At 63.8% G+C, this 20,943-nt stretch carries 19 protein-coding genes; 15 read left to right on the top strand and 4 right to left on the bottom strand.

From position 1 onward, the window contains the following. Positions 1 to 108 precede the first annotated feature (108 nt). The 5 genes from CH289_RS10250 to CH289_RS10230 all read left to right on the top strand — a co-directional run bounded on the left by CH289_RS10250 (position 109) and on the right by CH289_RS10230 (position 4,446). A complete protein-coding gene (locus CH289_RS10250) occupies positions 109 to 693 on the top strand; it encodes a bacterial proteasome activator family protein (protein WP_026348206.1) in 585 nt (194 codons plus the stop codon). Between the two features lie 129 nt (positions 694 to 822). Continuing rightward, complete coding sequence (gene wzm, locus CH289_RS10245; RefSeq protein WP_020111822.1) at positions 823 to 1,698, top strand: galactan export ABC transporter permease subunit Wzm/RfbD; 876 nt, start codon at positions 823 to 825, stop codon at positions 1,696 to 1,698. Between the two features lie 9 nt (positions 1,699 to 1,707). Continuing rightward, entirely contained in the window at positions 1,708 to 2,583 is an 876-nt protein-coding gene (wzt, locus tag CH289_RS10240; protein ID WP_094727858.1) for a galactan export ABC transporter ATP-binding subunit Wzt/RfbE, read from the top strand. Beyond that, positions 2,567 to 3,475, top strand: coding sequence for a galactofuranosyltransferase GlfT1 (glfT1, locus tag CH289_RS10235; RefSeq protein WP_026348205.1), 909 nt, complete (start codon positions 2,567 to 2,569; stop codon positions 3,473 to 3,475). The genes wzt and glfT1 overlap by 17 nt, the downstream gene beginning before the upstream one ends. A gap of 116 nt (positions 3,476 to 3,591) precedes the next feature. Further along, positions 3,592 to 4,446, top strand: coding sequence for a TylF/MycF/NovP-related O-methyltransferase (locus CH289_RS10230; protein WP_020111820.1), 855 nt, complete (start codon positions 3,592 to 3,594; stop codon positions 4,444 to 4,446). A gap of 43 nt (positions 4,447 to 4,489) precedes the next feature. Here CH289_RS10230 and CH289_RS10225 read toward each other — a convergent pair whose 3' ends face one another. Further along, the gene (locus CH289_RS10225) at positions 4,490 to 6,361 is read right to left on the bottom strand and encodes a glycosyltransferase (RefSeq protein WP_033189326.1); all 1,872 of its coding nucleotides are present in this window, start codon (positions 6,359 to 6,361) and stop codon (positions 4,490 to 4,492) included. Positions 6,362 to 6,474: 113 nt separating this feature from the next. On the opposite strand from CH289_RS10225, the gene CH289_RS10220 reads away from it, so the two are divergent. Continuing rightward, a complete protein-coding gene (locus tag CH289_RS10220; RefSeq protein ID WP_094727857.1) occupies positions 6,475 to 7,995 on the top strand; it encodes a hypothetical protein in 1,521 nt (506 codons plus the stop codon). Here the strand turns inward: CH289_RS10220 and CH289_RS10215 are convergent. Together CH289_RS10215 and rfbB are read right to left on the bottom strand one after the other, a co-directional pair. Continuing rightward, positions 7,981 to 9,456 carry a hypothetical protein gene (locus CH289_RS10215; protein ID WP_094727856.1) on the bottom strand — a complete coding sequence of 492 codons (1,476 nt, stop codon included), beginning with the start codon at positions 9,454 to 9,456 and terminating at the stop codon, positions 7,981 to 7,983. The two genes, CH289_RS10220 and CH289_RS10215, sit on opposite strands and share 15 nt — an antisense overlap. Beyond that, positions 9,440 to 10,444 carry a dTDP-glucose 4,6-dehydratase gene (rfbB, locus tag CH289_RS10210; protein ID WP_094727855.1) on the bottom strand — a complete coding sequence of 335 codons (1,005 nt, stop codon included), beginning with the start codon at positions 10,442 to 10,444 and terminating at the stop codon, positions 9,440 to 9,442. The genes CH289_RS10215 and rfbB overlap by 17 nt, the downstream gene beginning before the upstream one ends. 279 nt (positions 10,445 to 10,723) lie before the next feature. Here rfbB and CH289_RS10205 point away from each other — a divergent pair, with 279 nt between their 5' ends. The 5 genes from CH289_RS10205 (at position 10,724) to CH289_RS10185 (ending at position 14,242) form a co-directional block, all read left to right on the top strand. Continuing rightward, complete coding sequence (locus CH289_RS10205) at positions 10,724 to 11,317, top strand: hypothetical protein (RefSeq protein WP_094727854.1); 594 nt, start codon at positions 10,724 to 10,726, stop codon at positions 11,315 to 11,317. A 228-nt stretch (positions 11,318 to 11,545) separates the two neighbouring features. Then, on the top strand, positions 11,546 to 12,400 hold the full coding sequence (locus tag CH289_RS10200) for a lysophospholipid acyltransferase family protein (protein ID WP_256977105.1): 855 nt from the start codon (positions 11,546 to 11,548) through the stop codon (positions 12,398 to 12,400). Further along, positions 12,397 to 12,747 (top strand): hypothetical protein, encoded by a 351-nt coding sequence (locus CH289_RS10195; protein ID WP_256977104.1) that lies wholly within the window; start codon positions 12,397 to 12,399, stop codon positions 12,745 to 12,747. The genes CH289_RS10200 and CH289_RS10195 overlap by 4 nt, the downstream gene beginning before the upstream one ends. A 38-nt stretch (positions 12,748 to 12,785) precedes the next feature. Next, positions 12,786 to 13,655, top strand: a complete 870-nt coding sequence (gene rfbA, locus CH289_RS10190; protein ID WP_033189329.1) for a glucose-1-phosphate thymidylyltransferase RfbA — start codon at positions 12,786 to 12,788, stop codon at positions 13,653 to 13,655. Beyond that, a complete protein-coding gene (locus CH289_RS10185) occupies positions 13,655 to 14,242 on the top strand; it encodes a dTDP-4-dehydrorhamnose 3,5-epimerase family protein (protein WP_020111814.1) in 588 nt (195 codons plus the stop codon). Before rfbA ends, CH289_RS10185 begins: the two co-directional genes overlap by 1 nt. 114 nt (positions 14,243 to 14,356) lie before the next feature. Here CH289_RS10185 and CH289_RS10180 read toward each other — a convergent pair whose 3' ends face one another. Then, on the bottom strand, positions 14,357 to 14,857 hold the full coding sequence (locus tag CH289_RS10180; protein WP_020111813.1) for a GtrA family protein: 501 nt from the start codon (positions 14,855 to 14,857) through the stop codon (positions 14,357 to 14,359). A gap of 74 nt (positions 14,858 to 14,931) precedes the next feature. On the opposite strand from CH289_RS10180, the gene CH289_RS10175 reads away from it, so the two are divergent. From CH289_RS10175 to CH289_RS10160, 4 genes are read left to right on the top strand one after another with little or no spacing between them, the layout of a single operon-like run. Then, positions 14,932 to 16,383 carry an FAD-binding oxidoreductase gene (locus CH289_RS10175; protein WP_019667145.1) on the top strand — a complete coding sequence of 484 codons (1,452 nt, stop codon included), beginning with the start codon at positions 14,932 to 14,934 and terminating at the stop codon, positions 16,381 to 16,383. After that, the gene (locus tag CH289_RS10170; protein WP_019667144.1) at positions 16,380 to 17,144 is read left to right on the top strand and encodes a decaprenylphospho-beta-D-erythro-pentofuranosid-2-ulose 2-reductase; all 765 of its coding nucleotides are present in this window, start codon (positions 16,380 to 16,382) and stop codon (positions 17,142 to 17,144) included. The genes CH289_RS10175 and CH289_RS10170 overlap by 4 nt, the downstream gene beginning before the upstream one ends. Then, a complete protein-coding gene (locus CH289_RS10165) occupies positions 17,145 to 19,037 on the top strand; it encodes a galactan 5-O-arabinofuranosyltransferase (protein WP_020111811.1) in 1,893 nt (630 codons plus the stop codon). Between the two features lie 34 nt (positions 19,038 to 19,071). Next, complete coding sequence (locus tag CH289_RS10160; protein ID WP_020111810.1) at positions 19,072 to 20,862, top strand: hypothetical protein; 1,791 nt, start codon at positions 19,072 to 19,074, stop codon at positions 20,860 to 20,862. The last annotated feature ends 81 nt before the right edge of the window (positions 20,863 to 20,943 follow it).

Genomic DNA, 20,943 nt, shown 5'->3' with positions numbered 1-20,943 from the left:
GACCGCCTGGCTGTCTTGCACGCTTGTCTTCCCTCCTCAACGACCCGAAACAACAATAATCGGCCCCGCTCATCGCGCAATCCCACCGAAACCGGAAGGATGGCGAACATGACGCACTCGGACTCGCACTCGAATCCAGAAGCCGGCGACCACGTCGTCGTGATCGGTCCAGACGGACAGCCTCTCGCACTCAGCCGGGAAGAGGCAACCGCCGCCGCGGCCCGCGCCGCAGGCACCGACAACGTGGAGAACGGCGAAACGCCCTTGTCGGACATGGTCGAGCAACCGGCGAAGGTCATGCGCATCGGCACGATGATCAAACAGCTCCTCGAAGAGGTGCGGGCAGCTCCTCTCGACGACGCCAGCCGCGCACGACTCAAAGGCATCCACCAGTCCTCGATCCGCGAACTCGAACAGGGCCTGGCCCCCGAACTCCGCGAGGAACTGGAACGCCTGGCCCTTCCCTTCGGCGAGGACGCCATCCCGTCGGACGCCGAACTGCGCATCGCGCAGGCCCAGCTGGTCGGCTGGCTGGAAGGGGTGTTCCACGGAATTCAAACCGCCCTGTTCGCCCAGCAAATGGCAGCACGCGCCCAACTCGAACAAATGCGCCAAGGCGCCCTGCCTCCCGGCGTCGCCATCAACCCCAGTGGCCCAGGCCACACCGGCGGCGGAACGGGCCAGTACCTGTAGCGCTGGGCAGGAGTGGAGCCTGGGGAATGACCCAGGGAGGCGGCGGGAGTGGAGCCTGCGGAATGACCCGGGGCTGGGCAGGAGTGGAGCCTGCGGAACGACCGTCGGGAGCGGGTAAGGTCGACCGTCGTGTCAGCTCCAGCGAAGGAACCCGAGAACGAGACAGGAGAGCGTGTGAGCCTCCCTGTTTCGGATTCGCAGACGTACAAGCGCGCATTCCGCGATCTGAAGACCGGGTTCAATCAGCGTGAGCTGTGGCTCCACCTCGGCTGGCAGGACATCAAGCAGCGATACCGACGCTCGGTCATCGGCCCGTTCTGGATCACCATCGCCACTGCAGTCCAGGCCACCGCCATGGGCCTGCTGTACTCGGTGCTGCTCGACATGGATCTGAAGACGTTCCTGCCGCACGTGGCCGTCGGTTTGATCATCTGGAACTTCATCAGTGCGGCGATCCTCGAGGGCGGCGATGTCTTCGTCGCCAACGAAGGCCTGATCAAGCAGTTGCCGTCGGCGCTGTCGGTGCACGTGTATCGGCTGGTGTGGCGTCAGATTCTGCTGTTCGCGCACAACCTGATCGTCTATGTGATCATCATCGCGATCTTCCGACCGACGTTCCACTGGACCGACCTCGCGGCGATCCCGGCCTTCGCGCTCATCGCCATCAATGCCGTCTGGGTGGCGATGCTGTTCGGCATCGTCGCAACGCGCTACCGCGACATTGCGCCGATTCTCGGGTCCATGGTCACGCTGCTGTTCTTCATGACACCGATCGTGTGGACGACGCAGGGGCTACTCAACCAGGGCGGACAGGCCGCCGAGCGCGCCCGCCTCGTCGAGATCAACCCGCTCTTTCACTACCTGGACATCCTCCGAGCCCCGATGATCGGTGAGCCCCAGGAGGCCTACCACTGGTACATCGTGATCGCCTGCACCATCGTCGGCTGGCTCCTGACCATTTTCGCTCTCAAGAAATTCCGGGCCCGAGTGCCCTACTGGGTTTAGGGGTCTGCCATGTCAGTCAGCATCAACACGCACGACGCCTGCGTCGACTTCCCCATCTTCGACGCCAAAACTCGCTCCCTGAAGAAGGAGTTCCTCGGCAAAGCCGGCGGTGCCATCGACCGGAACAGCTCCGACGTCGTCGTCGTCGAAGCCCTCAAGAACATCACGATGAATCTGAAGGAAGGCGACCGCGTCGGCCTCGTCGGACACAACGGAGCAGGCAAGTCGACGCTCCTGCGCCTGCTCTCCGGCATCTACGAGCCCACCCGCGGCACCGCCTCGGTGCGCGGCCGCGTCGCCCCCGTCTTCGACCTGGGTGTCGGTATGGACCCGGAGATCTCCGGCTACGAGAACATCATCATCCGAGGCCTGTTCCTCGGCCAGACGCGTAAGCAGATGCTCGCGAAGATGGACGAGATCGCCGACTTCACCGAACTCGGCGACTACCTCGACATGCCGCTGCGGACCTACTCGACCGGCATGCGCGTCCGCGTAGCGATGGGCGTCGTCACCAGCATCGATCCTGAAATCCTGCTGCTCGACGAGGGCATCGGCGCCGTCGACGCAGAATTCATGAAGAAAGCACGCATCCGGCTCCAGGAACTGGTGCAACGCTCCGGCATCCTCGTCTTCGCAAGCCACTCCAACGAGTTCCTCGCCCAGCTCTGCGACCGCGCGATGTGGATCGACCACGGCCAGATCCGTCAGGACGGTGGCATCGAAGACGTCGTGCGTGCGTACGAAGGCAACGACGCGGGCGACCACGTGGCGACGATCTTGAAAGAGCTCGCTCGAGACGAAGCGGGAGTGGAGCCTGCGGAACGACCTCGAGACGGATCGGGAGTGGAGCCTGCGGAACGACCTAGAGATGAAACCAGTGGCTGAGACGATCATCGGAGTCATCGTGACGCACAAGCGTCGCGAGCTCCTCGCGAAGTCACTCGATGTCATCACGCGCCAGACCCGCCCGCTGGACCATCTCGTCGTCGTCGACAACGCGCACGAGAACGAGGTCCGCGAGCTCGTCGAGTCTGCGTCGATTCCGACTACTTATCTTGGGTCGCATCACAATCTGGGCGGTGCGGGCGGATTCGCGCTCGGCATTCTCTACGCCCTGTCGCTCGGCGCGGATTGGGTGTTCCTTGCCGACGACGACGGGCGGCCCGAGGGTCCGGACGTACTGAAAACGCTGCACGAGTGCGCACTGAAGCACGGCCTCGACGAGGTCTCCCCCGTCGTCTGCGACATCGACGACCCCGATCGTCTCGCGTTCCCGCTGCGGCGCGGAGTGGAATGGCGGCGACTGAGGTCCGAACTGATCGACCCTCGTAACCCCGACGACGATCTGCTCGAGGGAATCGCGTCACTGTTCAACGGTGCACTGTTCAAAGCCTCGACGATCGACGCAGTCGGGGTGCCCGATCTGCGACTCTTCGTCCGCGGTGACGAGGTGGAAGTTCATCGCAGACTGCAGCGATCGGGCCTGAAGTTCGGTACCTGTCTGACGACCGCCTACGTCCACCCCAACGGCGCCGAGGAGTTCAAACCGATCCTCGGCGGGCGGATGCACACGCAGTACCCGGACGACGCCACCAAGCGCTACTTCACCTATCGCAACCGCGGGTACCTCATGTCACAGCCCGGTATGCGGAAACTGCTGCCGCAGGAGTGGATTCGTTTCGGTTGGTTCTTCCTTGTGACCACTCACAATCCCAAGGGCCTGCTGGAATGGCTTCGTCTCCGTCGACTCGGGCGTCGGGAGCATTTCCGGAGGTGACCCAGGTGAGTGGAAATGCGGTGTCATCTGGTCGCTCCGCAGGCTCCGCTCCTACCCCAGGGCCTCCATTTCCACTGACAACGGCCGTGGGCGTCTGCGTCCGCTACCGTGTGCGCATGACGGAATCTCGGAAGCTGACGGATCGGATTCGGCATTCGGCGCGGGAGAAGTTGCAGCGTGCGATCGGCGAGGTTCTGGACAAGCAGACAGCCCAGCTGGCCGAGCAGACGAGCGATCAGCAGACCAAGCTGCTGGACATCCTCGAACGTCAGCGCCGCGAGATCGACGACCTGCACGCCTTCATCCGTGGACTCGAAATGCGCATGCGACGCGATATCCCGTATGCGTCCGACGTCGAGGCCGCCGCTCAGAGCGCCGAGTTCGCCGAAGAGGTCATGCCGAAGGCACCCACGTTCCTGCGCCCCCACGCGACGCTGAGGTTCGCGCTCGGCGAGGTATCGGTACCGGGGATGGCGCTCGAGTTCGGTGTCGCCAGCGGTACGACGCTGGAGATCATCGCCGAGGAGATGGCGAAGCGACACGACATTTCCATCGTCGCCGGATTCGACGTCTTCTCCGGTCTCCCCGAGACGTGGCGAACGGGCTTCCCGAAGGGACTGTTCGAGCAGGAAACCGAGCCGACGGTGCCCGGCGCGGAGATCGTTCCCGGCATGTTCGAGGAATCGCTACCCGAGTTCCTGAAGAGCCACAAGGACAAGCTCGCGTTCCTTCACCTCGACGCGGACCTGTACTCGTCGACCGTGACCGTCCTCGACCTCGTCGCCGACCGCTTGGCCGTGGGAACCGTCATCGTCTTCGACGAGTACTTCAACTTCCCCGGCTGGCGCAATCACGAGTACCGCGCGTGGACAGAGTTCGTCGGCCGCACCGGCACGGAATTCGACTACCTCGGCTACACCGCGGACAACGAACAGGTCGTCGTACGAATCCGCACCGCTCCGTCGTTGTGAGCGACAATGCGGTGTGTTCTGGTCGGCCTACATTTCCACTCACCTAGGAGTAGAGCCGCGTCCAGTTCTCTCGGCTGGTGAGCTCAGGAACAGCCTGCCGGTAGGACTCGGCCACGCTGTCGGTCTCGACACGCAGACGACGCAGCGCCCTCAGCCCTCGCTTCAGTAGCTCCGTGGCGGCTGCCTTGTCGCGCTTACGTACTCGCACACCCTCCTGCGAACGATCGGTGACGACGGCATGCGCGAACAGCGAGACGTGCCACCAATGCGCGTCATCGGCCGAGATCGCGACCGGGCCGGGGTGAACGCGGCCACGCGACTGGTTGAGCACACGCTTGGCCAGAACGGCCCACTCCAGGCTCTTCTTGGGGTGAGGCCCTGCCGGGGTGATGAACATGTCCGCAGGGCGGACGTCAGGAACCGCGTTCGCGTTGTAGCGCTTGGTCTCGTTGTACGCGGCTCGGTCACGACGGATCGCCGCCGCAGCGTCCATGCCGCCGTCGGTGAGCTTGCTCGGCCCGACGAGGAAGTCCTCGATGGCCTTGATCAACGTGAACGCCATGCCGTACTGCATGGAGACGAGATAGCGGAACAGATCGGTCGTCAGCTGACGCGCGAGCTTCTTACCGTCAAGCCCCGCGTGCAGCGACGCCGTGATCATGCCGTTGCGCAGGTTGAAGTAGCGGTGCCACTCGTCCCAGTCCTTCCACGCGAAATCGGCGTGCCACACCGCCGCGCCTGGAAGCGTGACCGTCGCGAATCCATTGGCACGGGCCCGGTAGCCGTACTCGATGTCGTCCCACTGGAAGAACAGCGGAAGTGGGTAACCGATCTGCGAGACGATCTCCGACGGGATCAGGCACGACCACCAGCCGTTGTAGCCGGCGTCGACGCGGATCTCCTGCTTCTTCTTCAACGCGCTCTTGTCCGAGATCGCGTTCTTCACGTGCAACCCGGCTTCGAGCTTCTGGAGGTTCGCGACCTCGGCACCGACATGCACCCGATCGGGATGCAGAAGGTAGAGCATCTGCGCACCGATGATCGCGGGCTCGATGGTCTTGTTCGCGAACGCGTTCATACGCACGATCGCCTCGGGCTCGCACAGCACGTCGTCGTCCATGAACACGACGTTGGCCGGGTCGCCGCCCTTGCCCTGCACCTCGTAGAGCCCGCGGGTGAAACCACCCGCACCACCGAGGTTGGGCTGAGTGATGTAGACCAGCTTGTCGCCGAGTTCGGCCGCGACACGCTGGAACAAGGGCCGCGTCTGGACTTGGTCGCTGCCCTGGTCCACGACGTACACGTTGTCGACGCCGAGCAGTGCAATCGGATCGTCGGCCATGGCTGCCACGGTGTTGGCGCAGTCGTCGGCCCGGTTGAACGTGCAGATGACCACGGACGTCGGACGCAGCTTCTCCGGCGCGTCGACGGTCCACTCGGCGTCCTCGACCGTCAGCTCACCGGACGTGGTGGTGAATCGGGCGAACAAGGCTCCACCGTCGAGGAACTGCTTGACGGGAACAGCGAAGTCCAGCCGCCTGGCCCGCCCGTCGGTGGTCACAGTCTCGCTGGCCATCGTTCGCTTACGACCCTTGTAGTCGGTAGCGACGATATCGACGCGCCCCGAACCGGCAACGGAAGCCGAGAAACGCACCTCGGTCACATCGGTCCAGCGCTGCCAGTAACTCGCCGGGAACCGCCCGAAGTAACTGTTCGTCTCGAGAACCGTGCGCTTGGCCAGCTTCGCCGCATACCTCGAACGCTCGACATTGCCCTTGGCCACATTCGTGTACATATCCGCACTCACCAGCGGCGACGGCCCGTCGAAGAGGAGACGCTGTGCGCGCAACTCCGTCGACGACGGCAGGTCGACGGTGTCTGCCTCGGTCGTGGTGGTGGAATCAGCGTGACTCACAGCAACGGTCCCTTTTCTCCTTGGCTCTTGTGCTGCCCGTATTGCGAGACACAACGCCGGGCGAGGGCTCGCGGTGCAGCGTACGAGCCCTGTTGTCTGCCATTCTGGTGACCATGGTTGCACAGTCCGCTGCCGCCGACGCGGAGGCGTACTCGCCTGGAACCCGGTTGTCGCGCGCAGGACACTCGTCATGGATACTCATCGCGCTCGGCGCGGCCCTGGGCGCCGTCGGGTACTGGGTTGCTGCACCCAGCCTCACCGACGACGCGTACATCAGCCTCTCCGCGGCCCGAAATCTCGCCGAACACGGTCAGTGGGCGATCGTCACCGACCTGACCGCGAATACGTCGACCTCGCCCCTCAACGTTCTGCTCCTCGGCTTCATCGTGTGGATCACGTCGTTCTTCGGCGCGCCGGCGCCGTTGTTCGCTCTGTTCGTCGCCAACGTTCTGGCCGGGGGAATCGTCGGTGCAGCATGCGCGTCGATCTCACGGTCGGTCGGTAGAGGCCTGTGGCTCGGTGGGATCGCGGTCGTTCTGGTGATGAGCAACCCGTTCCTGCTGTCGTCCATCGGACTCGAAGTTCTCCTCATTCCCGCAGCGGTGCTCACGCTGACCGCTGCGGCTCTGCGCGGCAGCCCCGTACTGTTCGGCGTCGCGAGCGGACTGGCCGTCCTGGTACGACTGGACCTTGTCCTCTTCGTACTACTTCTCGCTGCTTTCGCGCCGACGCTGTACCGCCGCTGGCCCCGGGCTCTTCTAGCCGCGGCTGCGGTGTCCCTGCCCTGGTACGTCTTCAGCTGGATCGTGCTCGGATCACTGGTGCCGGACACGCTCGTCCTCAAAGAAGGCCAGGCAATCGAGGGTTTCAACTACTTCGACGGGCCGTCCCTCTACTACGACGGCGACTGGTGGGGCACGCTCGCGAGTTTCGGCCCTGCCGTCGTCGGCCTCGTCGTCACCGTCGGCTGGCTCGCCGCATGCGTATCCAGACGCGCGCGCGACCGGGCGTCATGGCCTGCGATCGGTCTCGGACTCGGCGGAGGTGCCTACTACCTCGCGTACACAGCTCTCGACACCGTCCCCTACCACTGGTACTACGTCACCCCGATGATCGCGGGTGGATCGGCAGCAATATTCCTTGCCGGCATATCACCGCGCCCGGTGACCGCCGTCTCACTTCTGTTTGTCGTCATCGGAATCGCGGGCTCCATCGCGTTCGACACAGCCAGGCCCATGCCGTGGGCGTCACCGCCCATCTTCGGCAACTTCGCTTCGGCCGCGGACTACCAGCGCGTCGGCGAGGAGATCGGAAAGATCGTCGGCGACGACGCCGTCAAGTCGCCCGGCGAGATCGGAACGCTGGCCTACGCATGCGAGTGCAGAATCGTCGACGAGTTCTCCGACCGAGGCGTCATCATCAACGAGCGGATCATCCCGCGCTTGGAGGAATCCGGGCCTGTCGGCGACCTGTTACTTCGCGCAAATTACGCCAACCTCGACTACTCCCGTAAGCCGGTCGTACCGGTCTACCGCATCGAATACCGTCCAGGCCCGAGCGACGGCTCACCCTGGACATGGACAGTGGATTCCGCAGCGCGGGGCGTCGCACACTTCGCGCTAGTTCGGAACTGACACATCCGGATTCGTCAAATGTAGCTCGCCCGCTCCGGTCCACGGGGAGGTGATCGGCCAGTCCACGAACGACGGCGGGCTCTCCTGCACCAAGTTCACCCGCAGGAGCCGGTAGTCCAGCGGGATCGGACCTACCTGTTCGAGAGCGTCGAAATCCAGAAAGTGGAAGTTCTTGCGCCACAACCAGCCGGCGACTCCTGGCTCGGCCGTCTTTTTCCGGAGATCCGCTTCGAGTGCACCCCGATCGGAGAACTTGTCGACGACGAGGCACTCGCAGTAGTACGACAGCGCGCCGATTTCACCGCCCGAACGGACAGCCTTGTCGCCCGCGTAGGCAGGCAGCTGGGCGCCGATGTCCTCGTACTGATTCGCCGTCGCATGGTTGGTCGTGATGGGAACGACGCGATCGGTGGCCGTCGTCCAACTCCACAGGGCCGCGCCCGCCAGCCCTGCGGCTCCCGCCGCCGCAAGGCCGACAGACTTCACGACAGAAGGAGCCTCGAACATCGCGCCGACGAACATCACCGTCCCCGCCACTGCCGGAACCCCGTAATACCAGTGGTACGGAGGAACCTCGAGCAAGGTGTACGCGGCGTAGTAGACGACGCCGCCGAGCGCCCAGGCCCACAACACCGTTGCTCGACGCCATCGCCGCACCGCCGGCACTGCAAGCAAGCACAGCGCTCCGAGAATCGGCACGACAGCTGTCAGGACAGCCGCGGCGGGATAGATGTCGAGGTACATCAGCAAACCGTTGCCGAAACCCCATTCCCCCCAGGCCCCTTGGCCGGTCTTGATGACGACGGTATCCGGGACCACCGAGCCGAGGAACACCCAACTGACGAAGAACCACGGCAACGCTGTGGCTGCAGCGGCGAGCGCAGACAGCCATAGTCGACGCAGCGGCGCGCTCCTGATCAGCACCAACGCGGCCGCAACAACGACCAAATCCACACGAGCGACCACGGCGAGGCCCGACGCCACACCGAGAGCAATCGGTGAGTGCTCCATGGCGAACACCGCCACCCACGCCAAAATCGCCGTTCCCAGAATCACTTCCAATCCCAGAGACGACGAGACCACCGGGTTCACGACGATCAATGCAAGCGTCACCGGAGCGAAGGCCGTCGAGAAACCTTGGTGAAGAGCAATTCTTCGAAATGCCACCACCGTCGCCACGCAGGACAAGACGAACACGATCCCACAGGCAAGTACGGCGTCGCGCACCACGATTGTTCCGGCAGCGAGCGCCAGAACGTTCAGCGGCGACGTTGCCGTGTTCGACGGGTGACCACTGACCAGAGCCCATTCACCATGGAATGCAAGATTCCTCGCGTACGACAGGGTGATGAAGGTGTCGTCGATCAGGAACCGCGACGCCAACGCGAATACCGCGGCGGCGACAATTGCCGTCGCCGCAGGAAGAAGATAGGTCCGGACGCGTTCAGACAGTGCGTTCACCCGCGGTTGCGTAGGCGGCTTCGGTGGTGTCCTTCTGTGGACGCCACCAGTTCTCGTTGTCTCGGTACCAGTCGACGGTTGCTTTCAAACCACTGCGGAAGTCGACGTACTGCGGGGTCCAACCCAGTTCGGTGCGCAGTTTGGTCGAGTCGATTGCGTAGCGCAGATCATGGCCGGGACGGTCGGTGACGAAATCGAAGGCGTCGGCGGCTTGTCCTGTTTCCTCGAGAATCGTCTCGAGCACGTCGCGGTTGTTCTTCTCCCCGTCGGCGCCGATGAGATAGGTCTCGCCGAGCACACCGGCGTCGATGATCGTCCAGACAGCGCTGTTGTGGTCGTCGACATGGATCCAGTCGCGGACGTTCCTGCCTTCGCCGTACAGCTTGGGGCGCAGACCGGACAGGATGTTGGTGATCTGACGCGGAATGAACTTCTCCACGTGCTGGTAAGGGCCGTAGTTGTTGGAGCAGTTGGAAATCGTGGCTCGGACCCCGAAGCTCCGCGCCCACGCTCGGACCAGCAGGTCGCTGGAGGCCTTCGTCGACGAGTACGGGCTCGACGGGTTGTACGGGGTGTTCTCGGTGAACCGTGCGGGGTCGTCGAGTTCGAGGTCGCCGTAGACCTCGTCGGTGGAGATGTGGTGATAGCGCACGTCGTGTTCGCGGACTGCCTGCAGCAGGGTGGTGGTGCCGATGACATTGGTGTGTACGAACGGCCAGGGGTTCGCGAGGGAATTGTCGTTGTGGGATTCCGCGGCGAAATGGACCACCAGATCGGTGTCCTTGATCAGGCTCGACACCAGGTTCGAGTCTGCGACGTCGCCTTCGACGAACTCGATCCGGTCCGCAACCGGGTCGAGCGATGCTCGGTTGCCGGCGTAGGTCAGCTTGTCCAGGACAGTGATCTCCACATCGGGCCGTTGAGAGACGGTCAGATGGACGAAGTTCGCGCCGATGAACCCGGCACCCCCGGTCACGAGCAGTTTCATAACCGTGACCATACCGGTGTGCCCGGTTTCGGGCCGAACTTGTCCGACCCCCGTGTTACCTTTTCGCAGACTTCGGGGGGAGCGTTCGTGGGATTACGTAAACGGCTACTGCTGCTGGCAGGGAGCTTGGTTGTCTTCAACCTAGTGCTGTGGGGAATACCCAAACTGGCACCTGAAGCGCCCGGCCGATACGAGGGGGTCTCTGTCGTCGAACCGTCCAAGACGAGCCCACAAGATCCGACAACAACACCAGCCCCTCTGCCGTCGGGGTTTCCGACAATGGAGTATCCGCCTCCCAAAATCATCGTTCCTGACGGGGAGCCCCAGCCCATCGCAACGAAATTCGGTTTGACCTACGACATTCCAGCGGACTGGAGAAACGTCTCCGGGGGCGTCGCCGGTTGGACCACAGGTGGCGAGTCGGTCGTCTACGGCGCAATCGGCGACTACGGCTACAAGTACTGTCCGGAGTCGGACGGATCGGCCCTTGCTCTGTCGGGCATGACCGGACGGACCGGAACGACGATCGACGATGCGGCACTGTCCGCCGCTCGCGACGCCGAAGTTGTGTTCGGTAACTCCGACGCTGCCCCACCCAGGCTGCAGTATTCGCAACCGTATTACTTCAAGATCCAAGGTGAGCCCGCAGTCCGGTACACCGTTCGCGCGGAGAATATCCATCGGCAAGAGAACTGCGATCCGCACCAGGCGACCTTCGACGTCGTCGCAACCACGGGGTTTGCAACGGCCCCCATCGCGGTTTTCATGATCGAGCTCCATCAAGGCCTACCTGACGCGCTTAACCATTCCATCGCCGACGCCATGATATCGACCATAAGGCGCAGCGACTTCAATTCAGGGGGCTGGAGATGACCGATGAACTATTCCGTGCAGAGGCAAGTGAAATAGCTGGGATGGGGAAAATGGCGTCCGAGATAGGTCTACAAACGATGGCATGCCATCGCTATATCGGAGATCACGCGGGCTCGAGCGATACAATCCCCGGTCAGATTCTGCTGCGGCTTGCACCGTTCATTGCTCTTTACCAAGAGAATACGCGCAGCAGGCACGTCCACCTCAGGTAATTCGAAGACCGCCGCGGTGGGAAATGTCGACGATTACGTCAATGCCGCCGACTACGGCCACCCCGACGGAATCGACTATCCGCCAGCAAATCCCGCCGTGGACGACACCCGTGAGGTCATTCAAGCGGCTGCAGGCTGGCTGGGCGACGTGGACGAGACGATCTTCGAACTCACCACTTGGAGCCCCTTGACTGAAGTCACCACACCGCTGAGCGGGAACTGGAACGAGATCAGACGAGCTGGAGAAGCATTCGACATCGCGGGCAGCGCAATGGAAGCTGCCGCCGCATCACTCGAGCGTGGCGTCCGGCGCGTCGACGACTACTGGGATGGCCAGGCCGCCCAAGGATTCACCGAGTATTCCGGTCGACAGATTGCAGCCATGTACTGGGAAGGTTCGTGCGGTCGCACGATCCACGCCATCTCCGAAGCCATCGCCGAGGAAATTCGCGAGGGCGTCCAGACCGTCGTGAGGAAGTTCGCCGAGATGTTGGAGGCCGAGGTAGATCTCGGGTCCGGCTCCGCAGCAATGAAAGTGGCGCTCGAGAAAGTTCCCGTCCTCGGGACAGCCTGGCAGCTGGGAGCGATCGTCGACATCCTGAGAAAGACGCTGGACCTGACGATGGATCTCGTGCGCAGGATCGAGGAACTTGTCGACCAGTTCGGACTGTTCCTCGACGCGATCATCGACCCGGAAGGTCAGGTCAGCCGCACGATCGACAAGTACCTCCTGCCGTTCAACGACGCTCTGGACGAGGGCAACACTGCCGTCGACGCAGGCAAAACCGCCGACATAACCCCAGTCCTCGACGCGCCTGACCAACAATTCTCCGTCGGCGAAGGCGACCAACCGTGGCAGGACGCGGTATGACCGATCCCAGGAACACTCCCGAGTACAGGAGAGTGCTCGACGCCGTCGACCGCCTGCGCGCAGCTCGACTCCGCGCCGATGCCACACCGATCCATGTGGACCAGGGCCCTGTCGTCGTCGATGAGGCATTGCTCGAACGCATTTCACAGGCAAGAACAGCGAGCCCGGAACTCCGGACGTACGGCGTGAGGGTGGCGTCGGGCAGCTCCACATGGGACCGGATCGAGTTCGATGCCGTACCGATCCCACCGGAAGTCGAACAGATGAAGGCCGACCCCAGAATTGTTTGGCCCCGCCACTGGCCGTTGCCACAGGAGGACCAGCCGTACAGCATCCCCTGGCAGTGAGCGCGCACGACCAGGTGCCATCTGGGAGACTTCCCGGTATGCGGGGAATCATTCTGGCGGGCGGCACGGGCTCGCGTCTTCATCCGATCACGGTCGGCATCAGCAAGCAGCTTGTCCCTGTCTACGACAAACCGATGATCTACTACCCCCTCTCGACCCTGATGCTCGCCAACATCCGCGACATCCTCGTCATCACCACCCCACAGGACGCCGATCAGTTCCAACGGCTCCTCGGCGACGGCTCACAATTCGGAATCAACCTCACCTACCAGGTCCAGCACGAGCCCAACGGCCTCGCCCAGGCCTTCGTCCTCGGCGCCGACCACATCGGCACCGACAGCGCCGCACTCGTATTGGGCGACAACATCTTCTACGGCACCGGACTGGGCTCCCAGCTCTCGCGATTCGAAGGCATCGACGGCGGCGCTGTCTTCGCCTACGAAGTCAAGGACCCCAGCGCCTACGGCGTCATCGAATTCGACGCCGACGGCAAGGCCATCTCCCTCGAGGAAAAACCCACCGCACCGAAATCGAACTTCTCCGTCCCCGGCCTGTACTTCTACGACAACGACGTCCTGGCGATCGCCCGCGATCTCGCGCCGTCGGCACGCGGGGAATACGAGATCACCGACGTCAACCGCCACTACCTCGAGGCAGGCAAGTTGGCTGTCGAAGTGCTTCCGCGTGGTACCGCCTGGCTCGACACCGGCACCTTCGACTCGTTGCTCGATGCCTCCAACTACGTCCGCACCATCGAACAACGTCAGGGCATGAAGATCGGGGCACCCGAGGAAGTGTCCTGGCGACGCGGCTTCATCACCGACGACGAACTACGAGTACGAGCCGAGAAACTCGTCAAATCCGGATACGGGCAGTACCTGCTCGATCTACTGGCGCGAGGCAAGTGATGAGCTTTCGTGAACTGACCATCCCCGGCGCCTACGAATTCACCCCACGACAGTTCGGCGACGATCGCGGCGTGTTCTTCGAATGGTTCAAATCCTCCGCCTTCGAGAACGCAGTGGGCGGGCCGTTGGAACTGCAGCAGGCGAACTGCTCGGTCTCCGCGGCCGGGGTGCTGCGCGGTATCCACTTCACCGACACCCCGCCCGGGCAGGCGAAGTACGTCACCTGCGTCACAGGCGCATTCTTGGATGTGATCGTCGACCTGCGGGTGGGTTCGCCGACCTTCGGGCAGTGGGACAGCGTGCTCATCGACGACGTCGACCGCCGCGCAGTGTTCCTGCCGGCAGGTCTCGGGCACGCCATCCTGTCCCTCGAAGACGGCTCGACCGTGATGTACCTGTGCTCGATCGAGTACACCCCGTCGCTGGACCGCGATCTGAACCCACTCGATCCGGACCTGGGTATCGACTGGCCCACCCACGCCCGCGACGGATCGACACTCGAGTACCAACTCTCCGACAAAGACCGCGCCGCACCCTCCCTCGCCCACGCCATCGCCGACGGCTACCTCCCCAACTACCAAGGCTGACCTCCTCGATCCAGGGGCGTCGGGACCGAACGGCTCATTCGGTCACCGGGAGGTGCCGCACGCGCGCCTTTCATCCCCCCGCGGAGCGAATGTGCCGTTCGGTCACCGGGAGCGTCAGCGGATTTTGAAGATCACGGCCCGCTGGACGATGAAGTTGATGACCGTTGCGGTGCCCTGGGCGACGACGAAGGCGAGGTTCGCGAACCAGAAACCGTCGGGAAATGCCTGGTAAAGCCAGGTGTAGATACCGACCTGGACGGCGAAGGTGACGGCGTACAGCACCACGACCGCGAAGAAGCGGGCGCGCGACGGTGCTGCGTTGAATGTCCAGCGCCGGTTGATGAGGTAGGCCGTCGTGGTGCCCAGGACGAAGCCGATTGCCTTCGCCAGCGTCACACCGACACCGAACACGAAGTGAAGCAGCAGGTTGACGCCCTGGTCGACGACGGCAGAGAGCACACCCGTTGCCAGGAACCGGACGATCTGGGTCTTGAGGTCGAGGGCCTCGTCGGCGATGTTCTCCGTCAGTGGGAGTTCGACGGGCAGCGGCACGTGATGCTGCGGCTCCGACGCTTCGGCGGGCCAGTCGTCGTTCTGCGGGGTGGACACGATCACTGAGACTAGCTGTCATGACGAGCAGGGAGCGCAGCCTGCGGAGCGACCCGATCGAACAGGTACCCTCAACGACGATGTCCACGACAGCCGACGACGCACTCTTCCCCCTGGAACCACAGGCCGGGAACACTGCGCCGCTACCCACGCAGACCCGCACACTCACAGGTTGGGGACGCACCGCGCCCTCGACGAGTGAGGTGCTCTCGACCTCCGATCCAGAGCTCATCGCGAGCGCTGTGAAGCAGGTCGCGGAGCAGAACGACAGCAAGCCCGCCCACCTGCGTCGCGGCGTCATCGCTCGCGGCCTCGGTCGGTCGTACGGCGACAACGCGCAGAACTCCGGCGGCCTCGTCGTCGACATGAATGCGCTGAACGGTATTCACAGCATCGATGCGACGACAAGGATCGTCGACGTCGACGGCGGCGTCAACCTCGATCAGTTGATGCGCGCCGCTCTGCCGTTCGGGCTGTGGGTTCCGGTGCTGCCGGGCACGCGTCAGGTCACCATCGGCGGCGCAATCGGCACGGACATCCACGGTAAGAACCATCACAGTGCCGGTAGCTTCGGCAACCACGTGCGTTCGATGGAGCTGCTGACCGCGGACGGCCAGATTCGTCACCTCACGCCGTCGGGAAAGAACTCGAAGCTCTTCTGGGCGACGGTCGGCGGCAACGGTCTGACCGGCATCATCCTGCGGGCAACCATCGAGATGACGCCGACCGAGACGGCCTACTTCATCGCCGACGGTGACGTCACGCAGACGCTCGACGAGACCATCGCCCTGCACAGCGACGGCAGCGAGAACAACTACGACTACTCGAGCGCCTGGTTCGACGCCATCGCCGCGCCGCCCAAGCTCGGTCGCGCCGCTGTTTCACGTGGATCGTTGGCAAAGCTCGATCAGCTGCCGACGAAGCTGCAGAAGGATCCGCTGCGGTTCAACGCAAAGCCACTCGTCACGTTCCCGGACGTGTTCCCGAACGGACTCGCCAACAAGTTCACGCTGAGTGCAGTGGGTCAGGCCTGGTACCTCAAGGCAGGCAACTACCGGAACAAGGTGCAGAACCTCACCGCGTTCTACCATCCGCTCGACATGTTCGGTGAGTGGAACCGTGCCTACGGCTCGAACGGCTTCCTGCAGTACCAGTTCGTGGTGCCGCCCGAGGCCGTCGGTGAGTTCAAGAAGATCATCGTCGACATCCAGAAGTCGGGGCACTACTCCTTCCTCAATGTCTTCAAGCTGTTCGGCCCCGGAAACAAAGCGCCACTGAGCTTCCCGATTCCCGGCTGGAACATCTGCGTCGACTTCCCCATCAAGCCGGGCCTGAACGAGTTCGTGCGCGAACTCGACAAGCGCGTGCTCGAGTTCGGCGGCCGGCTGTACACCGCCAAGGACTCGCGCACCGATGCGGAGACGTTCCATTCGATGTACCCGCGGATCGACGAGTGGATCAAGGTCCGCCGATCCGTTGACCCCACGGGCGTTTTCGCCTCCGATATGGCCAGAAGGTTGGAACTGCTGTGACGATCGACGCTGTGGGCAATCCGCAGACCATTCTCGTACTCGGTGGAACGAGCGAGATCGGTCTCGCCATCACCGAGGAGTACCTGTCCAAGTCGCCGGCGCGCGTGATCCTCGCGGCCTTGCCGAACGACCCGCTCCGGGATGCGTCGGTTGCTCAGTTGAAAGCCAAGGGCGCCAAGGATGTCGACGTCATCGATTTCGACGCACTCGACACCGAGTCGCACCCCAAGGTCATCGAGGAGGCGTGGTCCAAAGGTGACGTCGACGTGGCGATCGTCGCGTTCGCGGTGGACTTCGACGCCGAAGAGCTGTGGCAGAACCAGCGCAAGGCCGTCCTGACGGCGAACATCAACTACACCGCGTCGGTGTCGGTCGGTGTTCTGCTGGCCGAGAAGTTCAAGGCCCAGGCATACGGACGCATCATCGTCATGTCCTCGGTGGCGGGCGAGCGCGTGCGCCGATCCAACTTCGTCTACGGTTCCACCAAGGCGGGTCTCGACGGATTCTACCTCGGGCTCGGAGAAGCGTTGCGCGAGTTCGGCCCTCGCGTCACCGTCATCCGCCCGGGCATGGTGCGCACCAAGTTCAGCGCCCACGTCAAGGAAGCACCTCTGACGGTGGACAAGGAAGACATCGCGAAGCTCGCCGTCGCAGCGTCGCAGAAGGGCAAGGATCTGGTCTGGGCACCGGGCCCCTTCCGCTTCGTCATGATCGCTCTGCGGCACGTGCCGCGTCCGATCTTCCGCAAACTCCCCATCTAGATGAAACGAGCGCTCGGCACAGCCGTCGACGGTGTACTGGCCGCTCTAGTCGCAGCTGTGGTGGCGGCGGTCGGGTTGTTCGCGTTCTCACTCGTCGAGTGGCCTGCGTTCAACTCGTCCAACGTCACCCGTGCGCTGACGACGCTCGGGCAGGTGCTCTGCGTCGCCCTGTTGGCCACGGCGATCGTGCTGTACCGACGCGGCACCCTTGCGTGGCTCGCGAAAGTGTTGACGTGGGGCGGGCTTTCGGGGTTCGTGACGGTCACGCTCGGCATGCCTCTGGCGGCGACCAAGCTCTATCTGTTCGGCATATCCGTCGACCAGGAGTTTCGAACCGAGTACCTGACGCGCCTCACCGATTCGCCTGCGCTGCGCGACATGACGTACCCGGACATCCCACCGTTCTACCCGGCCGGATGGTTCTGGATCGGCGGACGCGTCGGGAACCTGCTCGGCATGGACGGCTGGGAAGTGTTCAAGCCGTTCGCAATCGGATTTCTCGCCGTCACAGCCGTCGTCGCCTACACGCTCTGGCGCCAACTGGTCCGCGCCGACCTCGCGGTAGCCGTCTCGGCCGTCACCACCGCACTCGTCGTCGCCTACGCCTCCCCGGAGGCCTACAGTGCCGTCATCGCGCTGCTTGTCGCGCCTGCACTCCTACTCGCGTGGGGCGCGCTGAATCGGCCGGTTCCCGACGAGCCCGAGCGATCGAGTAACTGGGGCTGGGGAGCTGTCGTCGGGACGGGTCTGTTTCTCGGCCTCGCGGCAACGTTCTACACCTTGTATCTGGGTGTGGCGGCGTTTGCGGTGACGCTCATGGCCGTTGTGTCGGCGTTTCTGAATGTTCGCGCTCACAAAACTTGGCGTGCAGCAATTCCGGTTGCTGTTCGCCTCGTTGTGATCGCCGCGATCTCAGGACTTGTCGCACTGACGGTCTGGGCTCCCTATCTTGTCGATGCACTGACCGGAGCACCTGCGACGTCGGGTACTGCGCTGCACTACCTTCCGGAGGCCGGTGCCGAGCTGCCGTTCCCGATGTTCGAGTTCTCCCTGCTCGGTGCGCTGACCATGGCCGGGACCCTGTGGCTCGCCGTCAGGACAGCGACGTCGCGTCGAGCACAGGCGTTGAGCATCGGCGTCGTCTCCGTGTATCTGTGGACGCTGCTGTCCATGGCGGCGACCGTTGCCGGCACCACACTGCTCAGCTTCCGCCTGGAAGCCGTACTGATCGTATTGCTGGGAGCGGCAGGCGTTTTCGGCTTCGTCGAAGGCGCGAAGGCCATCTACCAGGCAGTCGGTGAACCGTCGCGGTTCAAGGTCGCCGCGGTGACGGTGGCGACGATCGGTGCACTTGCGTTCGCACAGAACATCCCTCAGGTTCTGCAGTCGGAGATCACCGTCGCGTATTCGGACACCGACGGCGACGGCAACCGCGCCGACAAGCGCCCACCGAGTGCGGTGTCCTACTACTCCGAGGTCGACCGAGCAATCACCGAGCAGGTCGGCAGGCCCCGAGACGAGACGATCGTCCTGACGGCCGACACCTCGTTCCTCAGCTACTACCCGTACTTCGGCTTCCAGGGGCTGACGTCGCACTACGCCAACCCGCTCGCTCAGTTCGACCAGCGCGCCGCGGCCATCGAGGACTGGACGACGGCCGAGAACCCGGACGAGTTGGTCACCAAGCTCGACGAGAGCCGGTGGCAGGCGCCCGACGCCTTCCTGTTCCGCCGCGGCGCCGACGGTTACACCTTGCGGTTGGCGGAGGACGTCTATCCGAACGATCCGAACGTTCGTCGCTACACGGTCACGTTCGACGAGTCGTTGTTCGAGGATCCGCGGTTCCAGGTCACCGATATCGGGCCGTTCGCGCTGGTCACCCGCGCTACATAGGCAAATGACATAACGTTCACGTAACGTTCAACCGATGCCTACCTCGGACCAGACTGTTCTCGAGCAGCCGCGGACCGCCCCGGCACGGCGAATCGGGGCGCTCTCCACCCGTCTTCGGCGTGCCGATCGAGCCGATGTCGCGGCTGCGTCGGCCTTCACCGTCGTCGCTCTCTTCGTGCTGCAGGGACAGTGGCGGAACCTCGGTAGTGGCTATCTCTACAACAGTGGCCAGGACCAGGCCATGTGGGAATGGTTCTTCGCGGTAGCTGCGCATTCCGTCGCGCACCTCGAGAACCCGATGTCGAGCGATCTGCAGAACTTCCCGCTCGGGGTGAACCTGATGGCCAACACGGCCATGTTCGGGTTGTCGATCCCGCTCGCACCCGTGACGTTGCTGTTCGGCCCGACTGTCACCTGGGCCATCGCGTTGACCATCGGTCTCGCAGGCACTGCATACGCCTGGTACTGGCTGTTCTCACGCACGCTCGGGGCGTCGCGACCGTCGTCGGCGCTCGGTGGAGCACTGTGCGGCTTCGCGCCTGGCATGATCTCCCACGCCAACGGCCACCCCAACTTCGTCGTACTCTTCCTGCTGCCGGTCATCGCGGCTCTCGTCGTCCGCACCGCCCAGGACGGCCCGACGGCGAAACGAACCATCGCGCTCGGACTCGTCGTCGCGCTGCAGATCATGCTCGGCGAAGAACCCCTGCTGATCTTCGCGATCGCGTTCGGACTGTTCGCCGTCGTCTACTACGTCGGTAAGCCGCGCAGCCTGTGGCCGGCCGTGAAGAACTCGGCGACAAGCCTGCCGTTGGCGGCTGCGCTCGCGATCGCCCTCGTCGCGTTCCCTCTGTACTGGCAGTTCTTCGGCCCGCAGAGCTACTCGTTCCTCGAACACGGCGCGATGGGCAATGACGCCAAAGCCCTCACCCAGTTCCCGACGCAATCCATCGGCGGCGTCGCGACCCCCGGTCAGAACGTCCGGATCAACGCGACGGAAGAGAACGCCTACTTCGGGTGGCCCCTCCTGGTGCTCGCGGGGGTCGCCGCGGTCTGGCTGTGGCGGGTCGCCTGCGCCCGAGCGGCCGCGGCCACCGCCGTCGCTGTCGCCGTGCTGTCCCTCGGGTCCGAGCTGATCATCGGCAAGAACAACACCGAGATCGCACTGCCGTGGGAATGGCTCGCCGACACCCCACTGGTCGAGTCGATCCTGGAAACGCGCTTCGCGCTCGCCGCCGTTCCGGCACTGGCGCTTCTGCTGGTACTGGCCACCGACAAGGCCTTCAAGGCCGGACTGCGGCCGATACCGGCACTGTGGTCGATCGCTCTCGCACTCGCGCTGGTGCCACTGCTTCCGACGCCACTCGACACCGTCGAACGCGCGTCGACGCCGTCCTTCTTCGCCAGCGGTGAATGGAAGAACTACGTCGACGACGGATCCGTCGTCACCGTGCCCCTCCCCCGTCCCGAGGACGCTCGTCCCCTGCACTGGCAGATCGAAGCCGACATGGGCTTCCCGCTCGCGGGTGGATACTTCGTCGGGCCGGGCGACAACGTCGAACGCAAAGCCAAGTACGGCGCCGTGGATCGGCCGACGGCCCTGCTGCTCGGGTCCGTGCGGAACTCCGGCACCGTCCCGGACGTCACAGCACAGCAGCAGGCCGACGCTCGAGCCGATCTTCGATTCTGGGGCGCCGACGTCGTCGTCCTCCAACCCGGCCGCAACAGCACCCAGCTACGCGACACCGTCGACGAACTCCTCGGCTTCGATGCCGAGTACCACGACGGTGTGTGGATCTGGGACGTGCGGGACTTCGCCCGCTGACCTGCAGGAAAAGGGGTCGGTCGGGGCTGTGCCCTAGCATCGACAATCGTGTCCACCGCTGCAGCCACCGCACCGAAGCCC

Origin of the sequence: Rhodococcus sp. RS1C4 (assembly GCF_002258225.1) — a bacterium.
GTDB classification, from domain to species: domain Bacteria; phylum Actinomycetota; class Actinomycetes; order Mycobacteriales; family Mycobacteriaceae; genus Rhodococcoides; species Rhodococcoides fascians_E.
This window is presented reverse-complemented; position numbering and strand designations above follow the sequence as displayed.